The organism is Nitrosospira sp. TNL300 (assembly GCF_055385915.1).
In genome coordinates this window covers 1067825-1087921 of record NZ_AP041005.1, presented here as the reverse complement: position 1 = coordinate 1087921, position 20097 = coordinate 1067825, and the positions used below count along the sequence as shown (strand labels likewise).

Below are 20097 nucleotides of genomic sequence, written 5' to 3'. Positions count from 1 at the left end.
CGGAAAAATCGAAAACGTTTTCGTGCCAGATACTCCCGACAATCTTTCTTTCCTTCCCCAGCAATGAACCAGTCTTCCGATAAAAGCGCGGTGGCTACAACCGTACGGCCAGCCGCGGGTTTCCTCGCTACCGTCGGCAGCTGGCTGGACGAGAATATTTTCGCGCTAGGCCGCGAAATGCGGTTGTCCTATCTGCCTCCGCTCATGGTTTACATGGCGGCGGGTATTTCCGGGCTGACGGCAATCGTCGGCACATTTTACGTCAAGGAGCGGCTGGGGCTTTCGGCCGAATTTCTTGCGGCGCTCGGGTTCTGGATGATGCTGCCATGGGCGTTGAAGATGCCGCTCGGGCATCTCGTCGACCTCGTATGGCGGTGGAAGAGCCTTCTGGTGTATCTGGGCGCGGGCTTGATCACGTTGAGCCTGCTCATCATGATCGGGTTGCTCGGATACCTGGACGAGATGCGCGCTATCGCTACTGTGGAGGCGTGGTACGTTACCGCGGCATTGCTCGCGCCCATTGGCTACGTCCTTCAGGATGTGGTGGCGGATGCGATGACGGTCGAAGCCGTGCCGCGAGTCGACAAGGACGGAAAGCCGTTAATGCTCGAAAGCCGCAAATCCATGCATGTCACGATGCAGACGCTGGGCCGGGTCGCCATCATCAGCGGGGGGGTTCTGGTTTCGGTGGTGAACGTTTATGTCTTGCAAGGCGTGGGTGAGTTACCCGAGGCGGGCAAGGCCGCGGCGTACCTGTTCGTCTATGAGCTTGCCTTGATCATCCCGCTGGTTTCCGTTACCGGTGTCCTGTTCGCTTCATGGCTGCATCGGCGGGATATTGCGCGTCTTGTAGCCCAGGGTCATAGTCGGAGGGAATCGGAGACACTGCTTGGGGTTAACCCCGAGCCTCCTCCGGTGAACTGGTGGATACTCGGCGGCGGCTTGGCTTTCACGGCAGTCTCCCTGAGTGTTGGCCTGAGCCAGATACCGGGGGGTGAGGAAATCATCTTCCTGGTTTCCATGGGCATCGTCTTATTCCTGATGTGGCGGCTGACGGGCGAACTGGAGCCCGAGGCGCGCAATGTGCTGGTGGGCACGGCAATCCTGATATTCGTGTTCCGCGCCATACCGGGGCCAGGGGCTGGTTCAACCTGGTGGATGATCGACCACCTTGGCTTTGATCAGCAGTTTCTGGCGACATTATCCCTGATCGGTGCGACCTTGACCCTGGCGGGAATGTTCATCTTTCGGCGATTCATGGCTGAACGCTCGATTGCCTACATTATCGGCTGGCTTACCATCGTTGGCACTTTCTTGTCCCTGCCCATAATCGGGATGTATTACGGTTTGCATGAATGGACGGCGTCTTTGACGAACGGTGTGGTGGATGCGCGCTTTATCGCGGTGATCGATACGGCGCTGGAATCACCCCTGGGACAGATTGCAATGATCCCGATGCTGGCGTGGATTGCCAACTCCGCACCGAAGGCACTCAAGGCCACCTTCTTCGCGGTGATGGCCTCCTTCACCAATCTTGCCCTGTCCGCGTCGCAGCTTGGGACAAAATACATGAACCGGATTTTCATGGTAACGCGCGAAGTGACGGACCCCGAGACCGGGAAGATCACTGTTCCCGCGGACTACAGCGAACTTGGTCCGCTGCTGGTTTCAGTGACTGTAATTGGCCTCGTATTGCCGCTACTGGCTATCTTCCTGCTCAGGCATTCGCGCTTCCGCAATGCGTGAGGTGTTGGAGTGAAAAGGTTCTGGATGCCGCATAAAGGAGAAGGAGAAACAAAGGAGAGACAATAGTACTCTCCAGGTAAATCCGCTCTGCCCTGACAGCATTTAGGTCGTCGGGCAAAGCCCGGCCTACTGGTTATCCAGCAGCCATTTTTCAAAGCGTGCTTGCTTTCCTCGGAAGCATTATCTATGGAGTGGAGAAAAAAATGAGTCCCATGCGACAAGAAGGCCGGGTAAACTGGCTTGTCCTTATGCTGATCGTTTTTGCCGCATCAATGGCTTACTGGTTGTGGCGCGCTCATGTCCAGGTTTCTTACGAAATCGACCTCGCCTGTCGCCTTCCGGATGCCAGCGCCTGCTCCACGGCCAAGGCGAGCTATATGAATAGCTTCTATGCCGCCTGGTTTTCGCAGATGTTCCCGTGGATTCTCCCGTTTGTTCCGGCCTTTATTTATATTTTCTTTTTTCGGTGGCTGCGCAGGAACAAACAGGCTTCTCGCGATTAAAAAGCTCCTTATTTTTTATTCCGGAAAATCTATTCGGCCCGCAGCGCTTCAATCGGATTCAACCGTGCCGCTCGCATGGCAGGAATAACACCGGCGGCGAGACCGATCAGCACAGAAATTCCGAGTGCGCTGGCGGTGTAATTCCATGGGATCTGCACGGGCAGGCCGATTGACAAGGATTTCAGCAGCCAGGCTATTCCCACGCCTGTAGCCAGACCACCCAAACCGCCCAATGTGGCAAGCACTGTGGATTCCGTCAGAAACAGAATGCGAACACGGGCACGGGTCGCCCCTAGGGCGGTGAGCAAGCCGATTTCGGCAACGCGTTCAGTCACGGCAATATGCATGAGCGTGACCATGCCAACAGCCCCTACCAGCAGGGAAATACTGCCCAGCGCTGCAACCGCGAAAATCAATACGTCCAGAACGGTATTCAACGTATTCAGCATTTGCTGTTGGGGCGTGATGGTGAAATCTTCCCGCCCATGCCTTGAAACGAGGATGCGGCGTATATCCTCCACCACGGCTTCCAGTGGCGCGCTTGGCCGATAGGCAATATTGATTTCCATTACACCTTCACGATTGAAAATTTCCAGTGCGCGGGTAGTGGGAAGGAAGACCGTATCGTCCAGATCGAAGCCGAGTACCTGCCCCTTCGATTCCATGACGCCTATCACGCGAAAGCGCGACAGGCCGACTTGCAGCGTAGCGCCTAGAGGATTCGCACTGCCGAACAATTCCGTGCGCACTTTGGAACCCAGCACCACATAGGCGCGAGGATTGCGAGGATCATCCTCCGGCAGAAACCGTCCGCTTGCGACCTTCATGTTGAAGGTATGCGCGAAATCCGGGCTTTCACCATAGACCGTCACCCGCCGGCTCCGTCCACGGGCACGTATTTCCGCATTGCCCATCACGCCTGGGTTGACGTGCTGAACATAGCGGGATTCCTTCAACGCCAGCGCATCCTCGATCGTGAGGAGCCGCGCGCTCCCGATCGCGCCCAGCGACCTGCCGTGGGTCCTGATTTTTCCCGGCGTAACCGTAATGATATTGGTGCCGAACTGGGTGAACTCCGAAATCACGAACTGATGAATTCCTTCCCCAATGGAAGTCAGGAGGATAACCGCCGCAATCCCGATGCCGATTCCGGTTGCGGACAACAAGGTGCGCAGGCGATGTGCGGTGAGCGAGCGCAGGGCGAAACGCAGCGTATCGATACCACTCATGCCGCTCCTTTCATGCCTCTTTCATATCCATTCCCTGTTTGCCCCTCATTTCCGCTTATTTTCCACTCAGTGCGCGCACGGGGTCGAGCCTGGCGGCACGCGCTGCCGGTATAAGGCTGGCCAGCAGGCCTGTTACAAAAGCCACTCCCACCCCGGCAATATTGGCCCATACGGGTGGCCACGCAGGAAGCTGCGGATAAGCCAACCGGATCAGCAGGCTTCCAAATTGCCCCAATGCGAACCCCGCTATCCCGCCCGCCAATGACAGCCACAACGCCTCGGCAAGAAACAAACGATGGATTTCGGCGGAAGGCGCGCCAAGGGCTTTCAACAAGCCGACTTCGGAGGTGCGCTGACTCACCGACACCAGCATGACATTCATTACCAATATGCCGGCTACCGCCAGGCTGATGGCGGCGATTCCCGCTACACCGAGTGTCAGCGCCCGCAGAATGCGGTCAAAAGTGGCAAGCACTGCGTCGTGTGTAATTACCGTGACGTCCTCTTCCCCATCGTGTCGCCGCTTTAAAATGTGGCGAATTGCTTCTTTGGCGGGCAAAAGGTCGCTGCGGCTTCTGGTTTCGACCAGAATACGAAAAAGGGACGATGTGTTGAACAGGGCCTGGGCATAATCGATAGGAATGATGACGATTTCATCGGTATTGAAGCCCATCGTTTCGCCTTGCGGCGCAAACACGCCGGAAACGAGGAAGCGCCTGTCACCCAGCCTTACCCGCTGACCGATAGCGCTGCTTTGGGGGAAGAACTCCTGCGCGAGCTGTGCACCCAGAACGATTTGCGCGCTGCGCTCGCTTCCTTTTTCCCGCGCAAGAAAACCGCCCTGCGCGAGATTCATGTGCCTTATCGGCAGTATATCCGCTGTGCTTCCCAGCACCGTCACTTCGCGCAGGCGCCCGGCGGAGGCAAGCTCGGCAACACCGACGTTGAGCGGCGCATACCGCCTGATCTGCGGCAGGTGGACAAGCGATCGCGCATCTTCCAGCGTCAGGTCGCGTGGGGTCTGTCCCAACGCTGCACCGGGGAAGCTGCCGGAAGTTTCGGCCCGGCCGGGCAAGACGATGATGAGATTGGTTCCGACGGATGAAAACTGGCGAACCACGTAGCCACGGGCGCCATCCCCCAGGGCGGTCAGCACGACCACTGCTGCCACCCCCAATGACATTGCCAGAATGATGAGCAACGAACGGGTGCGGTAGCTGGCAACGGTTCTGATGGAGAGACTCAACGTGTCGCGAAGCTTCACATCAAATCTTCATTCCTGCCACACCTCGCGCCATTTCCACGGCGGCTTTGAATAGGGATCAGCCCACAATCCACGCTTTGCAGCCTTCGCATCGGCCTGAAGGGGCTTGAGGTCATTGTCTTTTACATAGTGATCATAAACCCAGGCCATGCCGCGCCGCACCTGCTCTGCCCCGGCATCGACATCACCACACAGGACTTGGGCAAACATGCGGCCATACTGGTCTTTTCCTTTCGGAATAACCGTAACCTGCTGCCAGAAACAGAGATCGGAGAGAGATTCCCGGGAAAGCTTGCCAAAAGGCTGATTCGCTTCAGGCGCATCGATGCCCGCAAGGCGTGCCCTTACCCATTCCTTGTTTATTACAAGGGTAAGAGTGTCTCCATCCGCAACATGAATTACCTGACCGGTGAGGTCAGCATAAGCCAGGCAAGGAAGAAAACTGAAAAACCCGATTGCCAGAGCAACCAGAATATGCGGCATTGCAGGCGCCTCGATCCATCTCCCCGAAAGAACCGAACCTGTGAATGCTCGCAACTGACAGGACAGGGAGCTGTGATAGTACAAAATCTGCCAAGCTCATTATAAACACTTTTATGGTTACCATAGGATTTATTGCAGGCCCGTGAAGTCCTGAAAACGACAGTTGATGCAGATCATGCAAGACTGTTCCCACCTGGAAATTTACCCTGCCTCTCGTCGGATACAATTTCTCCATCACGCATCGCGATATGGCGCTGTGCCCTCGCCCCCAATTCGCGATCATGCGTCACCACGATCAATGTTGTCCCCGCCTTGTGCAAGCCTTCGAGCAGCACCATGACTTCCGCGCCAATACGGTGATCGAGATTACCCGTTGGCTCATCCGCCAGCAAGGCAGTAGGCCGCAGGATGGTAGCACGCGCGATGGCGACGCGCTGGCGCTGGCCGCCTGACAGCTCGGGAGGCCGGTGCGCCGCCCGATCCTGCAGATTGAACCCCCGCAGCGCCTCATCCACACGCGACTTTCGTTCCGCCGGCGCAATTCCCTCCAGCATCAGCGGTAGCTCAATGTTTTCCGCGGCAGTCAATCGTGGCACAAGATGAAACGACTGGAACACGAAACCGATTTTTTCCCTGCGAACACGCGCCTTCTCGATCTCCGACAGATCGGTTACATCCCTTCCGTCGAGTTCATAGCGTCCGCCGTCTGGCTGGTCGAGCAAGCCAATAACGTTGAGCAGAGTCGATTTGCCCGACCCCGAAGGGCCCATGATGGAAACATACTCTCCGGTACCGATTTCAAGATCGACTCCATCGAGCGCTCGCACCTCCTGGTCTCCCATATGGAAAACGCGTGAAATGTCAGTAAGATGAATCATTCTATTCTGGCGAAGTGAATCAATGGGTCACCTCCATTGATTCACTGCTCGGCAACCTTCTCCCGGACTTGCATGCCGGCTTTGATTTCCTTTGCCTCTGATGATAGCAACACGCGATCGCCTTCCTTCAGGCCACCGGTGACTTCTGTAAATGCCCAGTTGGCAAGTCCTGTTTCCAGTTTATGTTCAACCAATCTTTTCTCCTCGTTCACCAGCAACACTTTGCCGCCCTGACGAATCGCCTGGGTGGGCACGCGCAACACATTCTCATGCCGGTCGATCACCACTTCGACATCGGCGCTATATCCCACCAGCAACGGCCGTTCCGGTATCTCTTCGAAATCCACTTCGATATCCACCGTGCGCGCCTGCTTCTCTACCTCCGTGACATAGGGTGCTATCCGCCGCACCTTGCCGGGGAAGGTCTGGCCCGGCAAGGCATCGATCGTAATGCGGGCGAATTGCCCGATCCTCAGCTTGGGCGCATCCACCTCATCCATTGGAGCGGTAACATACAGACAGCTATCGTCGATCAGATCAATAGCCGGTGGAGTAGGAATCCCCGGGGGTGATGGGGTGGTATATTCGCCCAGTTCCCCGGTGACAAGCGCCACGATGCCATCAAATGGAGCAGCCAGAACGGTGCGCTCCAATCCCGCCTCCGTTACTTCGAGCTGTGCTCGCGCCCGCTTCACATCGGCAGTAGTCGCATCGCAGCTTGCCTGGCGGGCGCGTGCATCGGCATCGGCATTCTCCCGGTTCTGTGCGCTGACGAAGCCTCTCTCGGCAAGCTGACGCGAACGCTCAGCCTCACGGCTGGCATGGGCTGCAATGATGCAAGCTTCACGGCGCCGTTCTTCCGCAGTGGTGAGCTGGCGCCGTACGAGATCGCGCTGGGCGGTCAGGTCCGTATTCCATAGTTCCAGCAATACCTGCCCCTTTTTGACCCTGTCACCCTCTTTGACCTGCAACTTGACAATCTGTCCCCCCGCCGCTGGCGCAAGCTTGGCACGCCGGCACGCGGTTACTGTTCCGGCACGTGTATTCACCACGGTGGCTTCCACCGTACTCCGCTTGATGGTCGCAAGTTCAACCTCTATGGGCGCCGGACGCGTTGCAAACCATATTGCATAACCCGCTACCGTGAGAATTACGATGATGATGGCGAGGCGAGCCAGTGTTTTTGTTGTTGGCATGGCGAATGGGGTAAAGACAATTAGATACTTCAGGCAGCTAATGGGGCCGCCCATGCTGCTCAATGAAGAGAAAAGGAGGAATTATCGCCCATATTTGACCGAGCTACGTGCGCACGAGCAATCCGTATGCACACTTCTTTATTGAAGATCCAGGGCAGCCAGGGGGAGTTCCCTTTGCTGGCTCATGCCCGGGCTTTGCAATGCAGTATCGGAGCACAACCCGCTGGCGCGAACGCCGAGCAGCCGCATTTTCTGCTCAAGAGAGACGCGCCGCAGGCATTCCTGGGCTGCTTTGCGAATGGCAGCGGCATTCGCCGTGGGGACTGGGAGCGTGATATCACGGGTTACGGTGCGAAAATCTTCATACCGCAATTTGATGCCAATGGTACGGGCGGCATAGCCCTTGTGCTGGAGATCCTCGGCGACACCCGCGCATAGACCGGTGAAAATTTCCGAAAGAACGGGACGATCGCGACGCGCATGCAGATCCCGCTCGAAAGTCGTCTCGCGGCTGATCGATCTGGGCTCCGCATGAGTTACGACGGGACGCTCGTCAATGCCGCGGGAAGCCTCGTACAGCCAGGAACCGTTGCTGCGCCCAAACTGTGCCTGCAGGAAAGCGATGTCAGCCTGTGCCAGATCGCCGATGGTGAAAATACCTGACGCTGCAAGTTTCTGGTTTGCTTTGGGGCCGATGCCATTGATTTTACGGACGGGAAGAGGCCAGATTCTGGCTGGAACATCCGCCATGCTCAGGAGAGTGAGTCCATCCGGCTTTTCGAGGTCTGAACAGATTTTTGCCAGAAGCTTGTTTGGTGCCACGCCAATAGAACAGGACAATCCGGTGCTTTCCCGCACAGCCTGCTTGATGCGCCGGGCAAGAGTCACGATGTCCTCAGCCGAGTCACTGAAGTCGATGTAAATCTCATCGATACCGCGATCCTCTATATGAGGCGCAGCCAAGGCAACGGCTGTTTTGAACAGATTCGAATAGCGGCGGTAAGCGCTGAAGTCGGCGGGCAGCAGGATAGCCTCCGGGGCCAACTGTGCCGCTTTCATCAAGCCCATGCCGGAGGAAACGCCGAAAGCGCGAGCCTCATAAGTGGCGGTGGTTACCACTCCCCGCCCCGCATAACCTTTCAGTTTTGCAAAACGCGGCTTACCGTTGAAAAGTTCTGGCTGCTGCTCCGCGCTTCCGCCGATTACCACCGGTAACCCGTGCAATTGCGGATATCGCTTCAACTCGACTGAGGCGTAAAAAGCATCCATATCAAGATGGGCAATGCGGCGGAGCGCTGGGGTCATAAGTGACAAAAAGCGATTACGGTCGATTGGAATGCCATGACCAGTCAGACTCCGAATATTCAGGGTGGACAGGTGGTATCCGGTAACTACATGATGCAGTTGCTGCATCTTTCCCATGGCCAATTGTATGGGTCTTTAACACGCTTGCATTTGTTACCGCTGATTAAAAAGTAACCATATTGATATTGATGCGACCTACAACGAGTTGCCTGGGCGTCATTCGGAAAAATTAACCGTTACTCCTAGAAAATTCTCGAAGCGTGGTCTAGGATTTTAATAAAAGGTACAAGCAGTCACATAAGGCGACGACAAAACATTAAGATAGATGAATCAATCCAGGCGGCGCTTCTTTTGAGCGTCATTTTTATCCGAGCTACACCTTTCTCCTTCGTAACCAGTTTACTTAATGTTGGCATATTTAAGGATGGAGGGAACTACGATGTCAAAAGATAATGGACTTATCCTGGGGGAAGATGAATCAATAGCAACTGATACAGATGTGAAGACCGAGTCGGACGAAATCCAAAATAAGATGATCGTATTGCTGCAGACAGCGGCCTTTAGTATGCAAACACAAAATGTTCCCGCAGTTGATATGGCTGTCGGTACCGCAACAGCACTATATGAAATGTCTAAACAAAGGGTTTCAACAGACCAAAGCTTTCTTCTAGGTATGCTCAAGAATATGATTTCGCTCTTTGATCCTCTCACAAGAGCTATCGTATTCCAAATGGAAGGAAGGTTCTCTAGAGCCCTTGAGGAAGCCGAGAAAGGATTATCAAGGGTCAACGAGAGCCTTCTCGCCATAGAGGATTATGCACAGCAATCCAACTCCGATGAGAATGAGGTGCGGAATTTTAAATCAATCTTCTCGCTCTTTCCCATTCTCTTCAGAGGCGCCGCTGCCGCCATGCGAGCAGAAATAGTTGGTTACCAAGGTAATATTCCTCAATATAGAAAATTACTTCGGGAAGCAGCAGCTGAATATCGCCGGGCAAAGTCTCTTCCGCCCTCCCTCGACCCAATGTTTTTAGCACTTGTCAGTTTTTGCACAAGTACAGCAGAACGTGTGGAAACACGGGTTGAGGTATTCGGTTCGGAACTCAAGCAACGCTACCTGATCCCGACGGGAGACAGAGTATTCATCATCCACGGACATGATGAAGCAAAATGGCGGGAACTACGCGACATCCTGGAGGATAAACTTGATCAAAAAGTAATCGTACTGCAGGAGGAACCGAGTGAAGGCGAAACAGTCATTGGGAAATTTGAGAAGCTAGCAGATGATTGTTGCTATGCCTTCGCGCTGCTAACTCCTGACGATTTCGTTGAAAAAGAGGGCAAAAGTTACTTCCAGGCTCGGCCCAATGTTCTGCTCGAGCTTGGCTGGTTTTACGGGCGCTTCGGGCGAGACCGCGTCTGCATCGTCAAGAAATCGAAAACAGAGATACCGTCTGATCTGGCTGGAATTTTGACCATCAACTTCCACAGTGACATCTCTGAGACCTTTGCCAAAATCGAGGCCGAGCTACGGCGCGTCGGTGTTATTGCCGACGCGCGAGGTCTAGCGCGGCGCTCCGGTGGACGTGGCAAAAAGCGGATTGCCAGTGAAGTCTGATATCTTGTTCAGGGCAATTTTATTTTTAATCAGATCCTGCGCAAAGTCATGAGTGGTGGCGTTGAAAGCGCGGCACGCGTACCGATCAGTCCCGCCAGGGTCACGCCTGCGGCTCCTGCGCCTATGCCGATGAGCCAAATCCACGAATTGAAGGTATAAGTGAGATTCAGCGCATATTCCGCAACGACATAACCCAGCGCGCTTGCTCCCGCCGCCGCAAAAAAGCCGGCAAGGCCTCCCAATATAGCAAATTCAGCCGCCCAGGCACGCGCCAGTTGCCTGCGCCTTGCGCCCAGCGTGCGGAATATGGCGGCCTCCTGAATGCGTTCATCCTGGGTGGAGACGATGGCGGCATAGAGTACCGCCAACCCTGCCAGCAGCGTAAACAGGAACACGAATTCGACCGCCTTGGTCACCTGTTCGATCATTCTTTGAACCTGGGTGAGGATGGCAGCCACATCCAGCACGAGCAGGTTGGGAAATTCCTTGACCAGCTGGTTCGTCAGTTCCACATGCATGGAAGGAAGATAAAAACTCGTCACATAGCTTGCCGCATATTGCTCCAGCACGCCGGGCGGCGTCACGACAAAGAAATTCACCCGGAATGAATCCCAGTTCACCTTGCGCAGACTCGTGACCTTGGCGGAAAACACTCTGCCCGCTATATCATAAGTCAGTGTGTCGCCCACGTGGATCCCGATGGTCTTGGCAATATCCTCTTCGATCGAGATTTCCTCTTTTCCCCGGTCCTCAGGTTTCCACCAGCGGCCTTTGACGATCTGGTTATCGCTTTGCATCTCGCTCGCCCACGAGAGGTTGAATTCCCGCTCCACCAGCCGCTTTGCCCGGATATCGGCATAATCCTCGGAAGTGACCGTCTTGCCATTGATCTCGGTGAGGCGTCCCCGCACCATGGGGAAAACTCTCGGCGGCTGCATCCTGTGCTCTTTGAAAAACACAGCCAACGGCTCCAGCTGGTCCTCCTGGATATTTACCAGAAAATGGTTGGGGGCATCGGGAGGCAGGCTGGTGCGCCAGTTTCTCAGCAGATCGTCCCGGATCAGTGTCAGCGCCAATAGCGCCATCAATCCCAATCCGAGGGCCACGGCCTGCAGCACGCTCGCGGCGGCGCGACGGCGAATGCTTGCCAGGCCATAGCGCCACGCGCCACCCGCCTGGTTGCGGATATGGGTCAGCATTCTCATCAGCAGGAATCCAAGCACGCCAAAAACTGCTATTGCTACGATGAAACCACCAATGACGGAGGCACCGAGCCGCATGTCGCCCGCTTTCCACAGGAACAGCAGCGCCAGCACGCCCAGTCCCAGCCCATAGCCGGCGAGTCCCTGCGGTGGCAGGCCGATATCCCGGCGCATGACGCGCAGCGCCGAGACGCTGCGCAGGCTTAGCAGCGGAGGTAGCGCGAAGCCAAGCAACAGCACCATTCCAGTCAGCACTCCATGCACGCCCGGCCATACCGTGGGCCATGGCAATTCGGCTTCAACCAATCCCGAAAGCCAATAGGTAAGAACCTGCTGGGCGACAAAACCGAGAAGACAGCCCAGGCTGCTGGCAACGAAACCCAGGGTGAGAAAATGATACAGATAGAGGCGCAGCATGGCGCCCTGGCTTGCGCCGAGGCAGCGCATCACTGCACAGCCGTCCAGGTGGCGCTGGGTGAAACGGCGCACCGCCAGTGCCGCAGCGGCGGCCGCCAGCACCACGCTCGCCAGCGCAGTCAGGCTCAGGAATTTTTCCGCCCGCTCCAGCGCCGACCTTATTTCGGGCCGGGCGTCACGGATGCCCTCGATTTTCTCCCCCAGCATCAGGCGTTGTTCGGCCCACTTGCGGAACCCCTCCACTTCGCCCGAATCGCCGGAAACAAGCAGGCGGTAGCCAATACGGCTGCCCTGCTGGATCAGCCCGGTTGCCGGCAGGTCAACTTCGTTGATCAGCACGCGCGGCCTCAGGTTGAGAAAACCGATCGAATAATCCGGTTCCTGCGTGATCAGTGCATCCACAGCAAAGCGGGATGCGCCCACCTCGATCCTGTCTCCCCGTTTGAGAGACAAGCCGATCATGAGCTTCTCGTCCACCCAGGCCGTGCCTGGGGACGGAATCCTGTCGGCAATATGGGTCACACGCTCAGCAGGCGGGGCTCCGTTGCCGAAATCCTCACTGATGCGCAATTCGCCACGCAGTGGATAGCCTTCCGCCACGGCCTTGATTTCCGTCAGCAGACTTTCCTCTCCTTCCGCTGTCATGCTCGGGAACTTGATGGCAGAGGAAACCGACAGGTTTCGGCGTTTTGCCTCCTCGGCATAATGCGGCGCCAAAGGATGGTCCGAAAAAATGATCAGATCCGCGCCCAGCAACTGGTTGCCCTGGCGGGAAAGCGCCACCTGCACCCGGTCGGCAAAAAAACCGACAGTGGTCATCCCACCCACTGCAATGACCAGCGCAAATACCAGCACGCGCAACTCGCCCGCGCGCCAGTCGCGCCCAAGCATGCGAAGAGATAGCTTTAGAATGTTCATTCAATCATTAAAATCGCTGTTTGTACTTCCTGTTTTTGAAACCCGTAATGTGGGCTGATCGACAGGGCGAAACACGTCGGTACCAGGACAGTGCTTCTTACCCCATCCGCTTATTGCTTCCAGAATGGGCTTGAGATCGTTGCCCTTATCTGTAAGAACGTATTCGTAGCGAACGGGTTTCTGTTGATATACCCGCCGGGAGACAAGGCCTGCTGCCTCCAATCTTTTCAGGCGATCGGAAAGAATGTTCGAAGCGATATTTTCCGGCGACGAGATAAAATCGGCATAACGGCGCTTACCAAGCACCAGGTCGCGAATAACCAGAAGCGTCCATTTGTCGCCAAAGATATTCAATCCATTGGTAATGGGACATGAGGAACGCTTGAATATTGCGTCATCATGCGCTTCCGCACCACCTGTCACAGCTTCCTCCTTCATCAACCCATAACTTATAACACTTGTGGGGGTTATAACATTTGCGAGTGAGCTTTATTATAGTCACTTGCAATTCGCAATATAGTAGGCTAGGCTGCTGTCTCTTGCCACGCCAAGCTTATGAGTGGAAAGCTGATTGACAGGATGGAGAACAGCCGTGCTGATACTGTACCAGTTTGAGCGTACCTGGGGTAATCCGAATTTAAGTCATTTCTGTTGCAAAACAGAAACGTATTTGCGTATGGCAGGGATTGAATATGCAATCAGGACAACGCTTCCACTGTTTGCGCCAAAAGGTAAACTGCCTTATATAAAAGATGGAAACATCAAATTAGCGGATTCCCGCTTCATCATCCGGCATCTCAAAGACAAGTATAAAGACCTCGACGAAGGGTTGAATCCCGCAGAAGCCGCGCTGTCCCTGGCAATGCAGCGCCTGGTCGAAGAGCATCTTTTCTGGGCAACCATGTATACCCGCTGGCAGTATACGGATACGAACTGGCAGGTCAACAAGAAAGCCATCTTTGGCGTCTTGCCCCCAGCTATTCGGGATGTCGCAGCTGTTATCTACCGCTACAGGATTCGGCGTCAAATTTATGGGCACGGCATGGGGCGGCATAAATCCGAAGAGATTTTTGAACTCGGGATGCAGGATATAGACGCACTCGCCGCATGCCTCGGCGACAACAAATATTTTCTGGGAGATAAGCCCACCACGCTGGATGCAAGCGCCTTCGGTTTCCTGATCAATACCTTTGGTTGCCCTATCGAATCCCCTCTGAAGGAATATGGCTTATCGAAGGAAAATCTCAGAAACTATATTGACCGCATCAAAACGCAATATTATTCAGACTTGCAGTAGGCACTAACTGGAAGAGACCCTGACGCTTGGATCAATCGTCGATTGCGACTGTCAATTGCCGATTGTTGAACCGGATCAAAGCAGAATACTATGCAAGTTAGACTAGCTCAAAGTAGACGCCGCCTAACTCCATTGTGACTTAAACAACCTCAACGTACACTGAAACATTCAGAGCATCGAACAGGAAAGAACGGCATGGATTTTTGGCATAAATTGCCGCCGGGTATGCGGCTTCTGGTTGTAACAGGATTTGTGGCGCTGATGGTGGCGGTGGGAGCACAGTTTCACGTGAGCTCTCAGGGCGATCGGTCGTCAACATATCCAAAAGGCTATCGCGGCGGGACCTGCACCATTGAAACCGAGACCCTGCTTGTGGGCTATTCTGCCTACTTCATCCCCAGCGACTACGAAATACCGGATGACCCAACCAGCGCCAAGGCGGTTCCCGTCCTCTGCGGTAAAGTGCCAAGTCCTGGCACACTCAATGTAACGCTGGATCTGCTTTATCCTGAATCTGCCCGCTATGCTCCCCTGGCGCTTCGGTTAGTCAAACTGTCGGACAAAAATGGGGAGCAGGAATTGCTGTCAATACCACCGCAGGTGTATGAATCCGGTACTCTCACTCAGGCATTCAAGTTCGATTCGGTTGGACAATACGCCCTCTATCTCGACGGTAAACGTCCCGCTGGTACCGAGTTCAAGTTACAGATACCGATCAAAGTCGGAACGGACTGGAAAGATTATGCGTCCAAGTACTGGCTCCAGGCACTGGTGTTTCTTTTTATCGTGATTGTTCTCTCAAACTGGAAGAGAATATTTGGGTGATAGCGTGGAGAACGGGACACGAAGAACAATGAGTAGATCTTCCGGTAAGCGCTCAACTCTCGACCTTATGCCAAGGATACTCGTTTGGCTTAATGGCATAATCTTTTTCAAGAGAATGCTTGAATCCATCTGGAATGCCTAGCGCCAAGTCAAGTGCAAATAGAAAGGGTAGCCGTGAAGGGTACGATGAATTTATTCCTTCAAAATGACAAACTTCCTCAAACAACATTCTCATATCTAAGTCAATTGGTTCAGAAAGCTCCTTCGCGCCAGGGGAATACCCAAGGGATTTTCCTAATCCTTTCTCGCAGAATTCTGTATAAGCTGAAGTCAACAGAGTAAATTCTTGCCAAGCAATATCAATAGCTCTGGAAGGCAGACTCCCAGATCCATCGCTTCTTAGTTTAAGATACTGTCGCAAGCCCTCCAAAATCCATAACAAGTGCTCGTCGGATAGGCTTGGGTAATGCTTTATGATTGCTTTTTTAAGTTCTGATGGAAATTCATATTTATCAAGGAAGGCAGCTCTCCTGCGTAATGAAGGCGCAGAAATAGCGGTAAACAGAAATATAAGAAGAGCAAAGCCTAATAAAGAGTTTATTGTTGTATCTACTTGTTTACTGCCCGTTGTCAGCTCGGATGCGCAGCAGATTAAGAAGCCGTAAAATCCAACATTTAATAAAACTGAAAGTATCAGGTTTATAGTTTCTTCGAGAGTTACTTGTTTCGGGGGTTCTAAGGGTCGACTATTTAATATTCTTCCGCTTATAAATTCTTTACATGTATTTATAGCCTGTTCTACTGGTACCTCCTCAAATATCTCCGCAGTCATATCTTCATAATACGTAACCCCGTTAGCTCCTCTACTTTTATTCCATAGCACTTTCGAGTAAGGTAATCTTGTCATATCATCTCATCCTCCGAAAAGGATTCACGGCAGGGAAAGTGCTCCCTTGTTTTTTACTTACAGAATCCAAGGAAATATAGATTTTCATCAGCTTGCTATTAGAATTAGAATAAACGACTCTCTGGGATTTTGCAGTAATCATTTTTATCGTTTATTTGGATAATGTGCGAACAAAATAAGCAAAATCCGAATGGCGCTATCAAGCTATCAGTGACCCGCTTGGGTTTCCAGAGCCATTCCAAGAGTTATTTTTCAGCGTTGTGATCGGCCCAGCTTGCCTGAGTCATCTGAAATAACGCTGCAATAAATCTGAGCAGTCTGGATAGCTTAAGCTGAAACAGAGGCTTAAGAACTTATCCACAACCCTATCCCCGCTTTATCCCCGATAACTGGGGAAACCTCATCCTGACGCAGGATAACAAGGTTCTTACGTGGAGGGCGTGGCACCCATCACCTCGTCGCTCTTAATAGAGAATAGAGGCATCCGCTGATTCCAGATAACCCCGCCATCCCCCGAACTGGCTGATATCCGTTGCATCCGCTACCGCGTAGCCCTCGCATATCGCCCAAGAGACCAGGCTTGCTCATATTTACTCCTCTTGAACGATAAGCAACATCTGCCCGGCGGATACATGGCTCCCCTCCTTGCAGAATAGCTGTCTTACCGTACCGCTGACCGGCGCCTCCACGGAGAATTCCATTTTCATGGACTCCACCACTACCAAGGGATTTCCCATTTCGACATGCTGCCCTTCCTTGACGAGCAGTTTCCATACCGTGCCGGTTACATGCGCACTGACAGCCTGGGAACCGGAGGGCAAATCCAGTTCGCTCTGCGCATCCGCTTCCTCAAGCGTAACCTCGCTCACGTACTCAGCCTTGCCTTCGGCCTTCCAGCGTTCACGCTCGGCTTCAAACGCAGCCTGCTGCTTTGCTTTGAAAGCGCTGATGGATGCTGCGTTTTCTTTCAGGAAAGCGTTGTACTGTTTCAAACTGAATGTTGTCTCCTCGATCTTCAGCTTGAAGTGTCCGGTAATGAAATCCTTGCGCAGCTTGAGCAGTTCGCTTTCGCTAACCGGATAGAAACGGATCTGGTCAAAGAAACGCAGCAGCCAGGGTTTTCCTTCCTTGAAATCGGCTGTCTGGCGGTAGCGGTTCCACATCTGCACCGTGCGGCCCACAAACTGATAGCCTCCGGGACCTTCCATTCCGTATATGCACAAATAGGCCCCGCCTATGCCAACCGCATTCTCGGGCGTCCAGGTGCGCGCAGGATTGTATTTCGTGGTCACCAGGCGATGACGTGGGTCCACGGGTGTGGCAACCGGTGCGCCCAGATAAACGTCACCCAGCCCCATGACAAGATAATTCGCGGAAAATACGATGTGCTGCACTTCCTCGATACTATCGAGGCCGTTGATCCGGCGTATGAACTCGATATTGCTCGGGCACCAGGGCGCATCACTGCGCACGGACTGCATGTATTTTTCGATCGCCAGCCGCGTCACTGCGTCAGCCCATGACAACGGCAGATGCACGATCCTCGCCGGCACTTCCATATGCTCGATATCCGGCAATTCCTGTTCCGCAGCAATCAGGCCATCCAGCAATTCATTGCGCTGCAACAAGCGTGAATCGTAGTGAATCTGAAGCGAACGGATACCGGGCGTAAGATCCAAGATGCCCTTCAGCCTGCCTCCCCCAACCGCCTGCCGCACCCATTCCATCAGGGCATGTGCGCGAAAGCGCAGATTGAGATCGAGCTCGAGCGGGCCATACTCGATCAGGATATTCTTGTCGCCTGCCTGGCGATAGACGACCTGCACCTGACCGTCGCTTTGCGGGATGAAGTGGAGCACAGGGGTGGGTTCGGTGGATTCGGTGGTTGCGCCCTGCTCCACCTCCGATGAAACGTTTTGTGGAACCCGAAGGCCTTTTATCCTTGAATCCTGTTGTAGCTCCAGCGCCAGCGCCTGCTCCATCGACATCCTGTGAAAGCGCACGCGATCTCCCGGCTTAAGCTGTCCCATCTTCCACAATTCGGCCTGGATAATGGTAACCGGGCAGACGAAGCCGCCGAGGCTGGGGCCATCCGGGCCGAGTATCACAGGCATGTCACCCGTAAAATCCACAGTGCCTACGGCATAGGCGTTGTCGTGAATATTGGAGGGATGCAGCCCTGCTTCACCGCCGTCACTGCGCGCCCACTGGGGCTTGGGGCCGATCAATCGCACTCCAGTGCGATTGGAATTGTAGTGCACTTCCCAATCAGTGGCGAAGAGGGTTTCGATATCCTCTTCAGTGAAAAAATCCGGTGCACCGTGCGGCCCGTACAACACCCCTATTTCCCAGCTGTCGGTGTAGCGCGGTACCAATTCCTCCGGCAGCCCCTGCTCAAATCCGCCATCACCGTCTTTTCCGGCTTCAAAGATATGCAGCACGTCGCCGCTAAGGAGCGTGCGGCCTGCGTGTCCGCCGAAGTGGCCGAGGGTGAAGGTGGATTTACTGTCCAGGTAATCGGGAACCCGGATTCCTCCCTGCACCGCCAGATAAGCGCGGCACCCATGATTTGCGAGCTTACCGAACTGCAACAACGAACCGGCCTTGACGCGATGCGCCCGCCAATAGGCAAGCGGTTCACCATCCAGGCGCACCTCCATCGGCGCGCCACATACAGCAATAACGCTGTCACAGTTGAAGCGCAACACCGGGCCCGAAAGCGTAATCTCCAGCCCGGCCTTATTCTCGGCATCCTCGCTGTTATTGACGAGCCGATTGGCTAGACGAAACGCCAGACCATCCATCGGTCCCGATGGCGGCACGCCGATGCTCCAGTATCCTGTCCGTCCGGGATAATCCTGCACTGTAGTCTGCACCCCGGGACTGAGCACATCGACCGTATGAGCGATGTAATGGAAGCCGTTCAGGAAGCTCGTCGTGTGTCGCCCGCTGCGAAAAGCCTCGCTGCGCAGTATCTGCCTGAGATAACCGACGTTGGTTTCTACCCCATGCAATGCTGTCACGTCCAGGGCTTCCAACAGTCGCGCAATGGTCTGCTCCCTGTCCGGCGCGTACACGATGATTTTTGCCAGCATGGGATCATAAAATGGGGTGACATCGACACCGCGTTCCACCCAGGTTTCCACGCGCGCGGCAGAGGGAGACGGAAACTCCGCCGCCGTGAGGATACCGCAGGAGGGTTGAAAATCCTTGGCCGCATTCTCGGCGTACACGCGTACCTGGAGGGAGGCCCCATGCGGCTGGATATCGAATGAATCCAGAGGCGGCAAATCTCCAGCGGCTTGCCGAACCATCCATTCCACAAGGTCGATGCCGGTCACTTCTTCAGTTATCCCATGCTCGACCTGCAGCCGCGTATTCACCTCCAGGAAATAAAATTCTGCGGTGGAAGCATCGAAAATGTACTCCACCGTACCCGCGGACTGGTAGTTGACTGACTGGCCCAAACGCACCGCCGCCTCCAGCAACGCCTGGCGCACGCGCGGCGGCAGATTAGCCGCTGGCGTTTCTTCGATCACCTTCTGGTTGCGCCGCTGCATCGAGCAGTCACGCTCACCCAGCGCAATCACCCCGCCCTTGCCGTCGCCGAATATCTGCACCTCGATATGGCGTGCCTTCTCGACATATTTTTCGAGAAACAGGCCGGCGTCCTTGAAATTGTTCTGCGCCAGGTATTTCACCGATTCGTAGTTTCCGCTTAACTCTTCCTTGTTCCAGCACAGACGCATGCCGATGCCGCCACCCCCTGCCGTGCTTTTCAGCATGACCGGGTAACCGATATGGGCGGCCTGGCGCAAGGCATCATCCAGGCCTTCGAGCAATCCTGTGCCCGGCAGCAGCGGTACGTGGTTCTGCAGCGCCAGTTCGCGCGCCGTGTGCTTCAAGCCGAATTCACGCATCTGGTGGGGAGTGGGGCCAATGAAGGAAATGCCATGGTCAGCGCATTGCTCGGCGAATTCAGCTTTTTCACTGAGGAAGCCATATCCTGGATGAATGGCATTTGCCCCCGCGTGGCTCGCAACCTCCAGGATCTTTTCGGCACGCAGATAGCTTTCGGTGGCCGCGCCGCTACCGATGCAATATGCCTCATCCGCTTCGATCACATGGCGGGACATCGCATCGGCATCGGTATACACCGCCACGCTTTTGACTCCCATGCGCCGCAGTGTACGGATGATGCGGCAGGCAATGGCGCCGCGATTGGCTATCAGCACTTTTTCAAACATGCCCTATTCTCCGATACGCCTAAAAACGATTATCCGGAACAGCCTTGTTTTATCTACCGAAG

At 54.5% G+C, this 20097-nt stretch carries 15 protein-coding genes; 5 read left to right on the top strand and 10 right to left on the bottom strand.

Translation table 11 applies throughout. The features are described from left to right. The first annotated feature begins 63 nt into the window (after positions 1–63). Together ACZ5BW_RS04965 and ACZ5BW_RS04960 are read left to right on the top strand one after the other, a co-directional pair. Positions 64–1746, top strand: coding sequence for an MFS transporter (locus tag ACZ5BW_RS04965; RefSeq protein WP_464543106.1), 1683 nt, complete (start codon positions 64–66; stop codon positions 1744–1746). Between the two features lie 248 nt (positions 1747–1994). Next, positions 1995–2249, top strand: coding sequence for a hypothetical protein (locus ACZ5BW_RS04960; RefSeq protein ID WP_464574193.1), 255 nt, complete (start codon positions 1995–1997; stop codon positions 2247–2249). 29 nt (positions 2250–2278) lie between these two features. Here ACZ5BW_RS04960 and ACZ5BW_RS04955 read toward each other — a convergent pair whose 3' ends face one another. The 6 genes from ACZ5BW_RS04955 to dinB all read right to left on the bottom strand — a co-directional run bounded on the left by ACZ5BW_RS04955 (position 2279) and on the right by dinB (position 8604). After that, positions 2279–3478: an ABC transporter permease gene (locus tag ACZ5BW_RS04955; protein ID WP_464543101.1), complete on the bottom strand. Its 1200-nt coding sequence runs from the start codon at positions 3476–3478 to the stop codon at positions 2279–2281. Positions 3479–3533: 55 nt separating this feature from the next. Further along, positions 3534–4742 (bottom strand): ABC transporter permease, encoded by a 1209-nt coding sequence (locus tag ACZ5BW_RS04950; protein ID WP_464543099.1) that lies wholly within the window; start codon positions 4740–4742, stop codon positions 3534–3536. Positions 4743–4751: 9 nt separating this feature from the next. Further along, a complete protein-coding gene (locus ACZ5BW_RS04945) occupies positions 4752–5225 on the bottom strand; it encodes a thermonuclease family protein (RefSeq protein WP_464543097.1) in 474 nt (157 codons plus the stop codon). 173 nt (positions 5226–5398) lie between these two features. Next, positions 5399–6103, bottom strand: coding sequence for an ABC transporter ATP-binding protein (locus ACZ5BW_RS04940; protein WP_464543095.1), 705 nt, complete (start codon positions 6101–6103; stop codon positions 5399–5401). A gap of 41 nt (positions 6104–6144) precedes the next feature. Next, positions 6145–7299 (bottom strand): efflux RND transporter periplasmic adaptor subunit, encoded by a 1155-nt coding sequence (locus tag ACZ5BW_RS04935; RefSeq protein WP_464543093.1) that lies wholly within the window; start codon positions 7297–7299, stop codon positions 6145–6147. A gap of 138 nt (positions 7300–7437) precedes the next feature. Next, positions 7438–8604 (bottom strand): DNA polymerase IV, encoded by a 1167-nt coding sequence (gene dinB, locus ACZ5BW_RS04930; RefSeq protein ID WP_464543653.1) that lies wholly within the window; start codon positions 8602–8604, stop codon positions 7438–7440. Positions 8605–9043: 439 nt separating this feature from the next. On the opposite strand from dinB, the gene ACZ5BW_RS04925 reads away from it, so the two are divergent. Further along, the gene (locus tag ACZ5BW_RS04925; protein ID WP_464543091.1) at positions 9044–10222 is read left to right on the top strand and encodes a TIR domain-containing protein; all 1179 of its coding nucleotides are present in this window, start codon (positions 9044–9046) and stop codon (positions 10220–10222) included. A gap of 29 nt (positions 10223–10251) precedes the next feature. On the opposite strand, the gene ACZ5BW_RS04920 is transcribed toward ACZ5BW_RS04925, so the two are convergent. Together ACZ5BW_RS04920 and ACZ5BW_RS04915 are read right to left on the bottom strand one after the other, a co-directional pair. Further along, positions 10252–12759: an ABC transporter permease gene (locus tag ACZ5BW_RS04920; protein WP_464543089.1), complete on the bottom strand. Its 2508-nt coding sequence runs from the start codon at positions 12757–12759 to the stop codon at positions 10252–10254. Further along, positions 12760–13182 (bottom strand): winged helix-turn-helix transcriptional regulator, encoded by a 423-nt coding sequence (locus ACZ5BW_RS04915; RefSeq protein ID WP_464543087.1) that lies wholly within the window; start codon positions 13180–13182, stop codon positions 12760–12762. A gap of 169 nt (positions 13183–13351) precedes the next feature. On the opposite strand from ACZ5BW_RS04915, the gene ACZ5BW_RS04910 reads away from it, so the two are divergent. Both ACZ5BW_RS04910 and ACZ5BW_RS04905 read left to right on the top strand, forming a co-directional pair. Further along, the gene (locus ACZ5BW_RS04910; protein ID WP_464543084.1) at positions 13352–14056 is read left to right on the top strand and encodes a glutathione S-transferase family protein; all 705 of its coding nucleotides are present in this window, start codon (positions 13352–13354) and stop codon (positions 14054–14056) included. Positions 14057–14251: 195 nt separating this feature from the next. Next, the gene (locus ACZ5BW_RS04905) at positions 14252–14881 is read left to right on the top strand and encodes a hypothetical protein (RefSeq protein ID WP_464543081.1); all 630 of its coding nucleotides are present in this window, start codon (positions 14252–14254) and stop codon (positions 14879–14881) included. A gap of 52 nt (positions 14882–14933) precedes the next feature. Here ACZ5BW_RS04905 and ACZ5BW_RS04900 read toward each other — a convergent pair whose 3' ends face one another. Both ACZ5BW_RS04900 and uca read right to left on the bottom strand, forming a co-directional pair. After that, positions 14934–15788 (bottom strand): hypothetical protein, encoded by an 855-nt coding sequence (locus ACZ5BW_RS04900; protein ID WP_464543079.1) that lies wholly within the window; start codon positions 15786–15788, stop codon positions 14934–14936. Between the two features lie 590 nt (positions 15789–16378). Next, positions 16379–20035: an urea carboxylase gene (uca, locus tag ACZ5BW_RS04895; protein ID WP_464543077.1), complete on the bottom strand. Its 3657-nt coding sequence runs from the start codon at positions 20033–20035 to the stop codon at positions 16379–16381. Between the last annotated feature and the right edge of the window lie 62 nt (positions 20036–20097).